The organism is Bradyrhizobium sp. (assembly GCF_035935975.1).
In the GTDB taxonomy this organism is placed as follows: domain Bacteria; phylum Pseudomonadota; class Alphaproteobacteria; order Rhizobiales; family Xanthobacteraceae; genus Bradyrhizobium.
In genome coordinates this window covers 143,593-155,856 of sequence record NZ_DASYWN010000046.1, presented here as the reverse complement: position 1 = coordinate 155,856, position 12,264 = coordinate 143,593, and the positions used below count along the sequence as shown (strand labels likewise).

Genomic DNA, 12,264 nt, shown 5'->3' with positions numbered 1-12,264 from the left:
CCCCTCAAACTCCGATGCCGGGACCGGTGGGCCGTACCGCAATTGACGGTTGCAAAAGCGCGGCCCCGCAGCGATGCTGGCCGCCGATGCCCGCCAAGCCCGACCACGACAAGAGCAAGCCGGAGGACGCGCCGCATTATCACGGCCATCGCGAGCGGCTGCGCGAGCGCTTCTACAGCGCCGGGGCGGATGCGCTCAGCGACTACGAGCTGCTCGAGATGGCGCTGTTTCCGGCGCTGCCGCGGCGCGACACCAAACCGCTGGCGAAGACGCTGATCAAGACGTTCGGCTCGTTTGCCGAGGTCGTTCATGCGCCGGTGGCGCGCTTGCGCGAGATCGACGGCATCGGCGAAGCGGCGGTCCACCAGCTCAAGCTGATCGCGGCGGCAACACACCGCGTCGCCAAGGGCGGGGTCAACAGCCGCAATGCGCTGTCGTCCTGGAACGAGGTGATCGACTATTGCCGCTCCAGCATGGCGTTCTCGGACAAGGAGCAATTCCGCCTGCTGTTCCTCGACAAGCGCAACCAGCTCATCGCCGACGAGGTGCAGCAGACCGGCACCGTCGACCACACCCCGGTCTATCCCCGCGAGGTGATCAAGCGCGCGCTGGAGCTGTCCGCGACCGCGCTCATCCTCGTGCACAATCACCCCTCAGGCGATCCCTCGCCCTCGCAGGCCGACATCCAGATGACGAAAGCGATCATCGACATCGCCAAGCCGCTGGGGATTGCCGTGCACGATCACATCATTGTCGGGAAGAACGGGCATGCGAGCCTGCGGGGGATGCGGTTGATCTGAGGTCGCAAATCAGGTGACAAGAACGGCATGAGCGATTGGCTGCACAATCTGCCGGTGCCCTTGATGGCGCTGGTGATCTTTGGATTTACCTATTTGCTCGCTGCGGCGATCTTCGTGGCCGTCACCATGGCCGCGACCGAGGAACGCGCGAAATCGCTCAAGGCGATCTCGCCGGGCATGCTGCCGGTGCTCGGCATCATCTTCGGCCTGTTCGTCGCCTTCATCGCTGCGCAGGTCTGGGGTGACAGCGACCGCGCCAGCGCCGCGGTGAGCCGCGAGGCCAGCGCGCTTCGCAGCGCCGTGCTGCTGGCTGGCGGCCTGCCGGCGGAGCAGGAGACCAAGCTGCGCGGCCTGGTCCGCAACTATATCGGAGAGGCCGTGGCGGTGGAATGGCCGATGATGGCGCATCAGGAGGCCTCGCTGAAGGTGACACCGCCCGCGCTTGCCGACGCCTTGCAGCTCGTCGTCGCGATGACGCCGCAAGGCACCGGTCAGGCGAACGTGCAGCGCGAGCTGATCGCCGCGCTGGAGCAGGCGCTGGACGCGCGGCGGCAGCGGATCATCGTCAGTCTCGCCGCGGTGAACCCGGTCAAATGGTGGTGCCTTTACCTCCAGGCCGCCTGTGCGCTGCTGGCGATCGGCCTCGTCCATTGCGACAACCGCCTGGGATCGGCGGTTGCGATGGGCCTGTTCGCGACGGGCGTGGCCACCGCCGTCCTGCTCATCGCCGCGCATGACCGGCCGTTCGCCGGCCAGATCTCGATCCAGCCGGAGCCGCTGCTGCAGATCATGCCGGGGGAAGCGAAGAGTTAGCGCAAGCGCGCTAGCCTCAATAGCAATAGCGCTGATCGACCCGGACATAGTAGCCGTCCGGGCGCTGCATGTAGCAGCCGCGCTGATAGGCGTAGTAGCCGGCGCGGCGGCGCTCGCCTTCGGAGGCGATCGCGGCGCCCGTGCCGGCACCGACCACGGCGCCGATGGCGGCGCCACGGCCTCCGCCGAGCGCGCCACCGAGGATCGCCCCGCCGACACCGCCGATGATCGCGCCGCCGACGGCATCCTGGGCCGCCGCTTGATGCACCGGCACCGCCATCGCAACCGTCAAACACAGCGCCATTCCAACAGATCGAAGCATTCCGCATCCTCCAGATTGGTGCTGCCAGTCATAGCGTTCGGGACAATTCCCGGCCAGCCCCATTGTCGCGGGCCACGCGGGCGGCCCTCAGACCGCGGGGCCCTTGTCCAGGGCAAAGGAGAGCACGATCGCGTCCGGCGTCTGCTTGAATTCCCTGGTCACCGCCTCGCGCACGGGGCCGGCGAGATCACCGATCGGCTTGGTCTGGTAAAGGCGGGGAAACATGACGGTCACCGATGCGAGGCGTCCGTTGCGCCAGTTGAAACCGACCCGCGGCCTGATGCCAGTCGACAGCTCGAGATCGCCCTCGACGGCCTGGGCCTGCTGCATTCCCTCTTTCAGTGCGTCGACAGCATCGCAACCGGACAGGACAAGGGCGAGAGCAAGGATGACGACGGCCCTGAACATCGACGGACCAGCATGGAATTAGCGCACTCGTTAAAAGTGTAATTACCTTATCATGCACCATAACGGGCGCACCACAGAAAAGACAGTGCGCTCACGGTTCGATCTTGCGCTGCATACTCGCAGGTTGCGTCGATCGGTCCGCTAAATCTGTAAGCCATTTCATACGGCCGGGATCGGCAACCTGCCACATTCCATCAGATCACGCTGGGGTCACGCCCGGCTCACGACGCCCGGTCCAAATCTCGCCTGCATGACATTTCGATAAACCATCAATTTGCGGGAGCCACACATGGTGTCATTCGAGAACATCAAAGCCGAATACGAGCGAAACTGGTCCAACATGAGGATCAGGCCGGCGCGCGCCGAGGTCGCCAACGAGGCGGCGCGCAAGGCGCTCAGGGGCAAGGACATCTACAAGCAGATCGAAGAGCGGACCGGCGGCGTGAAATGGTATTTCATCGCGCTGCTGCATTCGCGCGAATCCGATTTCGACTTCGACACCTATCTCGGCAACGGCCAGTCGCTCCATAGGGTGACAACCATCGTCCCCAAGGGACGCGGCCCGTTTGCGTCGTTCGTCGACGGCGCCGTGGACGCGCTCCAGCTCGAGGGCTTCATCGGCGCACGCGACTGGGGCATCGCAAAAATGCTGTTCCGATTGGAGAAGTTCAACGGCTTCGGTTATCGCGGCCGAAGTGTCAACTCGCCCTATCTCTGGGGCGGCTCGAACATCTACGGCCCGCCCGAGCAAAGGCCCGGCAAGTTCGTCGCTGACGGCGTGTTCGATCCGAACAAGGTCGACCCGCAACTCGGTGCCGCGGTGATCCTCCAGGCGATGATGGCGCTCGATCCGTCGATCACGCTCGACGATACCCCGTCGTCGCCGGGTCATATCGAGCCGGAGGAAAGCCTGGCACCGATGGCGCTGCTGATGCAGCAGTCGCTCAACAAGCTCGGCGCCAATCCCCCGCTGGTGGAAGACGGCATCGTCGGGCCGATGACCAAAGCCGCGGTGTTGCAGTTCCAGGTGCAGCATGGCCTGAGCGACACCGGGATCCTCGACAACGCGACGACCGCCGCCATCACGCGGGCGGCTCAGCAATCGACGACGGCTGCGACACAGGCGGACCTGTCTCCCGTTCTGAGACGTCTCGAGGATCTGGTGACGCTGCTTCAACCCGGACCGAGGCTACCGACACCGCCGGTTACGCTGGCGCCCGCGCCCGCGCCCAGCGACCCGATCAATCTGCTCGAGCGGTTGATGATGTTCGTCAACAGGACCGGCACCGTAGCCGGGACCGGGACGACCCAGCCCGGCGCGCCCAGCACCGCGCCCGTCGATCAGTTGAAGCAGGTGATCGACCTGCTCAGCGCGCTGCTCAACAAGGACGGCAAGCCCGTGCTCGGCCAGGTCAACGGCGCGCTCGGCGAAACCATCGGCAAGCTACTCGACGGCAAGAAGACGGCGATCGGTCTCGGCGGCTCGGTGCTCACCGCGTTGCTCTCGTCCGTGACGGCGAGCCCCAATGCGGGCGGCATCGCCGGGCTGCTCGGGACGATCGTGTCGGCAGTGCCGGGCCTCGGCCAGTTCGCGATGCCGATCTCGCTCGCGCTCACGGCATGGGGCATGCTCGGCAAGCTGGAGAAATGGGCGCAAGGCACCGCACCGCCGCCGAAGCGGACGACGTGAGCTTGCGGCCATCCTTCGAGACGCCCGCCTGCAGCGGGCCCTCAGGATGAGGTCGTGTTTCGCGGCGAGATCAGACCCTCATGGTGAGGAGCCCGCCGCAGGCGGGCGTCTCGAACCATGCAGGCCGAGCATTTCCGCGGCGCCTACTGACGCAGCATGATCAGGGGATCGGCGGTATCAGGGACGCGCCGCCATTGCGCGTTGTCGTCGGCTTCGAACTGCCAGACGTCGCCTGATTTCGACATCAGGATGATCTGGCCACGCTCGAGCCGCCATTGCGTCGGGTTGAACTGCGCAATCACGGAATCGCATTTCGGCTTGAGGAAGACCTGGAAATTATCGGGCCCCGCCTCGGTGTTGGTCAGCGTCAGCCCGCAGACCGGCTGGCCGTTGCCGCGCACCATCGACCAGTCGCCGATCATCTGGTCCATCGACTTCGCCATCGAGCGGGCGGCGGCGAGGTCCTGCAGGATGTAGACGCCCTCGCCCTGGCGCAGGCCCTCGAAGATGCCGGCCTCGACCTCGGTGAAGTCGATCACCGCCTCGCCGGTCGTGTCCTGCAAGCGAACGATGTCGAGACCCCTGACGCTCCAGGCGACGATGTCCTTGGTGAAAGGCAGTGCGGTCTTGCAGGCCGGCTCGAGCTCCAGCTTAAAGCCCTGGCCCGCTGGATCACCCTTAAGGGTGACGACGCAGGTCTTGCTGCGCTCGGTGGTCGAGAGCTCCCACTGCCCGAGCATCTCCTTCTTCAGGGTCGTCGCATCCTGCGCATGCGCAGGGCCCATCGCGGCAGCACATGCCGCGACGACGAACGCAACGACCCCGAGAACTCGCATCAGCGCCCCTTGAACGGCGTTTCGGCAACCGGCGTCAGCGGCGCCTTGCCTGAGAACCATGACTTGAGGTTGTCGACCACGAGCTGGTCCATGGCGTTGCGCGTCACCACCGAGGCCGAGCCGATATGCGGCAGCAGCACGACGTTCTGCATGGTCTTGAGCTCGTCCGGCACGTTCGGCTCGGCCGCGAACACGTCGAGGCCGGCGGCGAGGATGGTGCCTGACTTCAGCGCCTGGACAAGAGCCTGCTCGTCAACCACCGAGCCGCGCGCGACGTTGACCAGCACGCCGCGCGGGCCGAGCGCCTTGAGCACCTCGGCATTGACCATCTTGTTGGTGCTGGCGCCGCCGGGCACGATCACCATCAGCGTGTCGACCGCCTTCGCCATCTCGATCAGATCAGGATAGTGCTTGTAGGAGACGTCCTTGGACGGATTGCGCGAATGATAGACAACAGGCACTAGCGAAGCATCGAGCCGGCGCGCGATGGCCTGGCCGATGCGGCCCATGCCGACGATGCCGACCTTGCGGTCGCGCAGCGAGCCGACACTGAGCGGATAGCTCTGGGTCTGCCAGAGGCCCGAGCGCACGTAGCGGTCGGCCTTGATGAACTCGCGCAGGGTCGAGATCAAGAGGCCCATCGCGACGTCGGCGACCTCCTCGGTCAGCACGTCGGGCGTGTTGGTGACGATGATGTTGTGCTCGGCCGCGTATTTGGCGTCGATATGGTCGTAGCCGACGCCGAAGCTCGCCACCATCTCGATCTTGGGCAGTTGCGACAGCGAATCCTTGTCGGCCCGCACGGTGTGATAGGTCACCGCGACGCCGCGGATCTTTTCGCGGACCGCCGGCGTCAGCCGCTCGAGGTCACCGCGGGTCTCGGCCCTGTGCACGACGAAATGATCGGAAAACCCGTTCTCGAGGATCGGCCGGACCGGTCCATAAATCAAAAGATCGATCTTGTCGGACGAAATCGAACCGGTAGACATCAGCTTTCCTTTCCAAGCGCGCTCTCGTGCCAGCGCCGTAAAACGAGGTGGGAAACTAGCGCCAGCACCCCATAGATGACAATCCCGGCCAGCGACAGCAAAAGCAGCGCTGCGAACATGCGGGGTATGTTCAACCGGTAGCCGGATTCGGCGATTCTGTAGGCGAGGCCGGAGCCGGCGCCCGCAGTTCCCGCCGCAATCTCAGCCACCACCGCGCCGATCAGCGACAGGCCGCCGGCGATGCGCAGGCCGCCGAGAATATAGGGCAGCGCCGCGGGCAGCTTCAGAAAGCGCAGGGTTTGCGGCGGCGAGGCGCCGTAAAGCTGGAACAGGCCGGACAGGTTGCGGTCGACCGAATTCAGCCCCAGCGTGGTGTTGGACAGCACCGGGAAAAAGGCGACGATGAAGGCACAGACCACGACCGCGGTCTGCTGCTCCAGATAGATCAGCAGCAGCGGTGCAATCGCGATCACCGGCGTCACCTGCAGCACGACGGCATAGGGGAACAGCGAATATTCGACCCATTTCGACTGATTGAACAGCAGCGCCAGCGCGACGCCGCCGATGCTCGCGGCGGCAAAGCCTTCAAGTGTCGTCAAAAGCGTGGTTGCGAGCGATTGTGACAGCACCGCCCAGTCCTTGATCAATGTCAGGACGATGACGGACGGCGCCGGCAGCACATAAGGCGGGATCTCCTTGATCCGGACCACGAGCTCCCAGGCCGCGATCCCCGCCGCGAACACGATGACGGGCAGCACGAAGCGCATCGCGCGCTGCACGCTCGACGGCTTTGCGGTGACGGCAGCTTGCGCGTTCATAGCGTCGACTGCCCCGAATAGGACGGCGCCAGCGCGGCCGACACCTTGCGGCAATAATCGGAATAGGCCGCGGAGGTGCGAAACTCCTCGCCGCGCGGCTCGACCGTCTCGATGCGGATATCGGCTTGGATGCGGCCGGGCCGCGCCGTCATGACCACCACGCGCTGCGACAGATAAACGGATTCGAACACCGAATGGGTGACGAAGATGACGGTCTTGCCAAGGCTGCGCCACAGCGCGAGCAGATCGTTGTTGAGGCGGAAGCGCGTGATCTCGTCGAGCGCCGCGAACGGCTCATCCATCAGGAGGATATCGGGGTCGGTGACGAGCGCGCGCGCCAGAGACACCCGCATCTTCATGCCGCCGGACAGCTCGCGCGGATAGGCCTCGGCGAAATCGGCAAGCCCGACACTGGCGAGCGCCGCGTCGGCCCGCGCGCGCCCCTCGGCCTTCGGCACGCCGCCGAGCTTCAGCGGCAGCCGCACGTTCTCGCGCACGCTGGTCCAGGGCATCAGGGTCGGCTCCTGGAACACGAAGCCGATGCCGTGGCCGGGCTGCGCCTCGCCCTCATGGCGCGCCACCCGCACGATGCCCGATGACGGCGCGCTGAGCTCTGCAATGATGCGCAGCGCCGTCGACTTGCCGCAACCGGACGGACCGAGCAGCGAGATGAACTCGCCCTTGCGCACGGCCAGATCGAGCGGGCCGAGCGCCATGACGCCGTTATCATAGGCCTTCGTCACGCCGCGCAGGCTGACGGCGAGAGCCGTCAGGCTGGCCTCGACGGCGGACGAAGTTTTGACAGCAGACATTCTGACAGCAGACTTAGATTACAGCAGACTTGGACCTTGCGTTACGGCTTGCTCGGGCGCAGCTCGACGCCGACGCCCTTGTTGACGAAGCGCAGCGTGTAGGACTTGCGGAAATCCAGATCAGCCTTCACGACGCCTGCCTTCACCATCTTGTTGAAGAAGGAGGTATAGCGCTCGTCGCTCATCGCGCCGATGCCGTTCTTCAGGGAATCGCCGGAATCGACGATGCCGTATTGCTTCATCTTGGCGACCGAATAGGCGAGCAGATCGTCGGTCATCTCCGGGTTGAGCTTCTTGATCATGGCATTGCCGGCGGAATTGTCGCCGTAGATGTAATTGTACCAGCCGATCATGGAGGCATCGACGAAGCGCTGCACCAGATCCGGCTTCTTCTCGGCGACGTCGCGGCGCGTCTCGATCAGGGTCGAGTAGGTGTTGAAGCCGTAATCGGCCAGCAGCAGCACGTTGGGCTTGAAGCCGGCGGCCTTCTCGACCGCGAAGGGCTCGGAGCTGACGTAGCCCTGCATCGCGCTCTTGGGATTGGCGATGAAGGGCTGCGGATTGAAATTGTAGGGACGGACGTTCTTCTCGTTGAAGCCGTATTCGGACTTCAGCCACTGGAAATAGCTGGTCATGCCCTCCTTGGAGACGAACAGCGTCAGCGGCTTGAGGTCCTCGATCTTGGCGACCTTCGCATCGGGCTGCGTCAGCATCACCTGCGGATCCCTCTGGAAGACCGCGGCGATGGTGACGACGGGAACGTCGTTGGCGACCGCGTCGAACGACATCAGCGTATTCGCGGCCATGAAGAAATCGATCTTGCCGGCGATCAGGAGCATCCGGTTGTTCTCGTTCGGACCGCCGGGAACGATGGTGACGTCGAGGCCGTATTTCTTGTAGGTGCCGTCGGCGACCGCCTGGAAGAAGCCGCCATGCTCGGCCTCGGCGACCCAATTGGTGCCGAAGCTGACCTTGTCCAGCGTCTCGGCCCGCGCCGGCGCGCCCGCGACGAGCACGGGACAAAGGGCAACCGTTAACGCTCGCCAGAGATGGATGAGGCGCATGATTGGACTCCGTCGATCATTCCGGCCCATGATATTGAGAATTTCGGGGACGCGAGCCGGCCGAGCCCGCGTCCCCTGATAACCTCAAACTACGTGACAAAATTGGGCAAAGAAACCTCCAAAGAACTCTCGATCACGCCGTCCCGCGACTGGATCGACATCGACTGGGCCAATGCAGGTCCCGCGGATGTGTCGCGCTGGATCGCGGTGCTGCCGCTGGCGGCGACCGAGCAGCATGGCCCGCATCTGCCTGTTACGACCGACGTGCTGATCGCGGAGGCCTATCTCGCGCGCGTGCGCGCGTTCTTGCCCGAACATGTTCCGGCGAGTTTTCTTCCCGTCGAGCCAATCGGCATCTCCACCGAGCATATCGACTATCCCGGCACGCAGACGCTGCCGAACGACGCCGCGCTGAAGCGATGGACGGGGATCGGCGAGGACGTCGCGCGGCGCGGCGTGAAGAAGCTCGTGATCATCACCAGCCATGGCGGCAACAGCGCGGCGATGATGCTGGTCGCGCAGGATCTGCGCGCGCATCACAAGCTCTTCGTGGTGACGACGTCGTGGTCGCGGCTGTCGGGCGCGGATCAATTGTTCCCGGCCGAGGAGGTACGCCACGGCATTCACGGCGGCGCGGTCGAGACCTCGATCATGCTGGCGCGCTATCCCGAGCAAGTGCGCAAGGATGCGATCGCGGATTTTCCCGCGAGCAGCATCGCGCTGGAAAAACAATATCGCTGGCTGTCGACGCAGCGGCCGGCGCCGTTCGCCTGGCAGGCGCAGGATCTCCACGCCAGCGGCGCGGTCGGTAACGCGACATTGGCTGTGCCCGAGAAGGGCGAGCAGCTGCTCGACCAGGGCGCGCGCGCCTTCTGCGAGCTGCTCGCGGAAGTCGATAACTTCGACGTGAACAGGCTCGCCAAAGGGCCCCTCGGTTAGCCCTCATCCCACTGGAATCATTCAGAGAAAGCTCTCTGCCCGGCCCCGCCTTCGCGGCATTCGAACCGGACGCGGGGAGCCTCCGTCCAACTGGGCACGCGGGCCACAACGGACCGCCTCAACCCGGATGGAGTTTCACATGTCGATCAAGACCAGGATTGCCGCCGTCGCCCTCGCTGCCCTCGCCGTCACCGGCAGCATCGTGTCCACCACCTCCTCGGCCGAAGCCAAGCAGCCCGGCTGGGTCTGGGGTGTGGGTGCCGGCATCGCCACCGCCGCCGTGGTCGGCTCCGCGATCGCCGCCAGCAACGATCCCTATTACAACGGCTATCATCGCTGCGGCTGGGTCGCCCAGTACAACGCTTTCGGCCAGTACGTCGGCCGCGTTCGTTCCTGCTACTGATTTGAGTACCTGAGGCCGATCTCACACGTGGATCCTGCGTCCGACACGGGCGCCTCATCCACCCCGTGTCGTGCCCCGACCCGCCCGGTTGTCCCCCCGGGCGGGTCACCTGTTTTGGGCCCGGGAATTTGTTGCAGTCCCGTCACAGAAGGGTGCGAACCATCACCTGCGGCAATCCGTGTCAGTTGCTATTGCGAATTAATCGCAATAAGGTTCGCAACAAGCTCAGGGGCTTGGGACAAAACGCGTCAAATCGAGATCAATCTCGACCGATGCCATGCACTTCCGAACCCTGATGACAGGGCCGCCGCGAATCGGCAGGGATATCGCGGCGAATGGGACACATTCGTTTGGGGGCGTGCGTTTTGACGTTGAGAGGTCATCGACACCGGTATTTGCGCACGGCCGCGGCGATTGCCTCGGGCGTACTGGCTTTTCCCGCCGCCGGCCGCGCGGCCGATCTGCCGCTCAAGGCGCCGGCGCTGAAAGCGATCTACGACTGGACCGGTCTCTATATCGGCGCGCATACCGGCATCACGCGCGGCAACTCCTCGACGACGCTGACCGATCCCACGATCGCAACCGACAATCACGTCTTCAACGGCGCCACCGGCGGCGTCCAGGCCGGCTACAATTGGCGTCTCAATTCGGGGCTGCTGCTCGGCGTCGAAGGCGATATCTCCTTCCCGAATTATCTGCCCTCCAACCACGTCGTGTCGTCGACGGCGACCGCGCTGTCGGGTGTCGAAGAGCGCTGGGACTATGTCGCCAGCCTGCGCGCACGGCTCGGCTACGCCACCGGCAACTGGCTGTTCTACGCGACCGGCGGCGCGGCCTTTACCGGCGAGCGCTTCCTCTCGACCCCGACCGGCGGCGACGAAGAGAAGGTGTTGCACACGCGGTTCGGCTGGATCGCCGGCGGCGGTGTCGAATACGCCTTCGCGCCGCATTGGAGCGCGCGGCTCGAATATCTCTACAGCAAGTTCGAGAACACCAACGTCACCTTCCCCTCCGGCGGGCAATATTCGTCGTCGATGGATTTCCAGAGCCTGCGGATCGGCCTCAATCGCAAGATCGACTGGCCGGGCGTGCCCACCTACAACCCGAAATCGGACGTCACCGACACCGAGTCGAGCCGCTGGGAGATCCACGGCCAGTCGACCGTGCTGGGACAGGGCTACCCCGCGTTCCACGCGCCCTATACCGGAACGAACAGCCTGATCCCGTCGCCGGATTTCCAGCAGACCTGGAGCAACTCGCTCTATCTCAATGCACGGCTGTGGGACGGCGGCGAGGTCTATTTCAATCCTGAGCTGCTGCAGGGCTTCGGCTTCAACAACACCACGGGCGCGGCGGGCTTCCCCAACGGCGAAGCGCAAAAATCCGGCTTCCCCTATCCGCATTTCAACGCCTCGCGGCTGTTCGTGCGCCACACTTTCGGTTTCGGCGGCGAGCAGGAGGAACTTGCCAGCGGCCAGTTCCAGCTCGCCGGCAAGGCGGACATCTCACGCCTGACCTTGCAGGTCGGCAAGTTCTCCGTGGTCGACGTGTTCGACGGCAATTCCTACGCGCACGATCCGCGCAAGGATTTCATGAACTGGTCGATCTGGGCGTCCGGCGCCTTCGACTACGCCGCCGACAAGCTCGGCCTCGGCTATGGTGCCACTGCCGAGCTGAACCAGAAGCAATGGGCGTTGCGCGCCGGCTACTTCCTGATGGATGCCGAATCCAACTCGAACAATTTCGACATGAATATCGGCCGCCGCGGCGAATATGTCGCGGAGCTCGAGATGCGCTATTCGCTGTTCGGCATGCCCGGCAAGCTGCGCACGCTCGGCTTCGTCAACAGCGCCTTCTCCGGCAGCTATCGCGAGACGCTGGACAATCCCGCGTTCGGCGTGGACATCAGCCAGACCCGCCGCGGCCGACTGAAATACGGCTATGCGTTCAACCTCGAGCAGGCCATCACCGACGATGTCGGCGTGTTCGGCCGCTGGAGCTGGAACGACGGCCGCAACGAGATCATGGCCTTCACCGACATCGACCGCAGCCTGTCCGGCGGCGTCTCGGTCAAGGGCACCAAATGGGGCCGGCCCGACGACGTCGTCGCGATCGCCGGCGCCATCAACGGCCTGTCGCAGGATCACCGCGACTTCATCGCCGCCGGCGGTCTCGGCCCGCTGATCGGCGACGGCCGGCTCAACTACCGCCACGAACGCGTGCTGGAGACCTATTACGCCTACGCGCTGAACAAGGCGCTGACCTTCACCGCCGACTACCAGCTCATCGTCAATCCCGCCTACAACGCGGATCGTGGTCCGGTGTCGGTGTTCTCAGGACGCCTGCACGGCGAGTTCTGAACGGCGGGAG

General features: G+C 64.7%; 13 protein-coding genes. 6 read left to right on the top strand and 7 right to left on the bottom strand.

Annotated elements, in window-relative coordinates; all coding sequences use genetic code 11:
* The first annotated feature begins 86 nt into the window (after nt 1-86).
* Both radC and VGR99_RS28840 read left to right on the top strand, forming a co-directional pair.
* On the top strand, nt 87-800 hold the full coding sequence (radC, locus tag VGR99_RS28845; RefSeq protein WP_326903346.1) for a RadC family protein: 714 nt from the start codon (nt 87-89) through the stop codon (nt 798-800).
* A gap of 27 nt (nt 801-827) precedes the next feature.
* Complete coding sequence (locus VGR99_RS28840; protein ID WP_326903345.1) at nt 828-1,613, top strand: hypothetical protein; 786 nt, start codon at nt 828-830, stop codon at nt 1,611-1,613.
* A 16-nt stretch (nt 1,614-1,629) separates the two neighbouring features.
* On the opposite strand, the gene VGR99_RS28835 is transcribed toward VGR99_RS28840, so the two are convergent.
* Together VGR99_RS28835 and VGR99_RS28830 are read right to left on the bottom strand one after the other, a co-directional pair.
* On the bottom strand, nt 1,630-1,935 hold the full coding sequence (locus VGR99_RS28835; RefSeq protein WP_326903344.1) for a YMGG-like glycine zipper-containing protein: 306 nt from the start codon (nt 1,933-1,935) through the stop codon (nt 1,630-1,632).
* Between the two features lie 87 nt (nt 1,936-2,022).
* A complete protein-coding gene (locus tag VGR99_RS28830; protein WP_326903343.1) occupies nt 2,023-2,265 on the bottom strand; it encodes a hypothetical protein in 243 nt (80 codons plus the stop codon).
* A 367-nt stretch (nt 2,266-2,632) separates the two neighbouring features.
* Here VGR99_RS28830 and VGR99_RS28825 point away from each other — a divergent pair, with 367 nt between their 5' ends.
* Complete coding sequence (locus VGR99_RS28825; protein WP_326903342.1) at nt 2,633-4,033, top strand: peptidoglycan-binding protein; 1,401 nt, start codon at nt 2,633-2,635, stop codon at nt 4,031-4,033.
* A gap of 143 nt (nt 4,034-4,176) precedes the next feature.
* Here VGR99_RS28825 and VGR99_RS28820 read toward each other — a convergent pair whose 3' ends face one another.
* Genes VGR99_RS28820 through VGR99_RS28800 form a run of 5 tightly spaced genes read right to left on the bottom strand, consistent with a single transcriptional unit; the run spans nt 4,177 to nt 8,552 of the window.
* Nucleotides 4,177-4,869, bottom strand: coding sequence for an AprI/Inh family metalloprotease inhibitor (locus VGR99_RS28820; protein WP_326903341.1), 693 nt, complete (start codon nt 4,867-4,869; stop codon nt 4,177-4,179).
* Nucleotides 4,869-5,858 (bottom strand): 2-hydroxyacid dehydrogenase, encoded by a 990-nt coding sequence (locus tag VGR99_RS28815; RefSeq protein ID WP_326903340.1) that lies wholly within the window; start codon nt 5,856-5,858, stop codon nt 4,869-4,871. The genes VGR99_RS28820 and VGR99_RS28815 overlap by 1 nt, the downstream gene beginning before the upstream one ends.
* A complete protein-coding gene (locus VGR99_RS28810) occupies nt 5,858-6,676 on the bottom strand; it encodes an ABC transporter permease (RefSeq protein ID WP_326903339.1) in 819 nt (272 codons plus the stop codon). Before VGR99_RS28810 ends, VGR99_RS28815 begins: the two co-directional genes overlap by 1 nt.
* On the bottom strand, nt 6,673-7,488 hold the full coding sequence (locus tag VGR99_RS28805) for an ABC transporter ATP-binding protein (protein ID WP_326903338.1): 816 nt from the start codon (nt 7,486-7,488) through the stop codon (nt 6,673-6,675). Before VGR99_RS28805 ends, VGR99_RS28810 begins: the two co-directional genes overlap by 4 nt.
* 41 nt (nt 7,489-7,529) lie before the next feature.
* Nucleotides 7,530-8,552, bottom strand: coding sequence for an ABC transporter substrate-binding protein (locus VGR99_RS28800; protein ID WP_326903337.1), 1,023 nt, complete (start codon nt 8,550-8,552; stop codon nt 7,530-7,532).
* A 132-nt stretch (nt 8,553-8,684) separates the two neighbouring features.
* On the opposite strand from VGR99_RS28800, the gene VGR99_RS28795 reads away from it, so the two are divergent.
* From VGR99_RS28795 to VGR99_RS28785, 3 genes are all read left to right on the top strand, one after another.
* Nucleotides 8,685-9,491: a creatininase family protein gene (locus VGR99_RS28795; protein WP_326903468.1), complete on the top strand. Its 807-nt coding sequence runs from the start codon at nt 8,685-8,687 to the stop codon at nt 9,489-9,491.
* Between the two features lie 139 nt (nt 9,492-9,630).
* Nucleotides 9,631-9,894, top strand: a complete 264-nt coding sequence (locus VGR99_RS28790; protein WP_326903336.1) for a hypothetical protein — start codon at nt 9,631-9,633, stop codon at nt 9,892-9,894.
* A 335-nt stretch (nt 9,895-10,229) separates the two neighbouring features.
* Entirely contained in the window at nt 10,230-12,254 is a 2,025-nt protein-coding gene (locus VGR99_RS28785; RefSeq protein ID WP_326903335.1) for a carbohydrate porin, read from the top strand.
* Nucleotides 12,255-12,264: the final 10 nt, after the last annotated feature.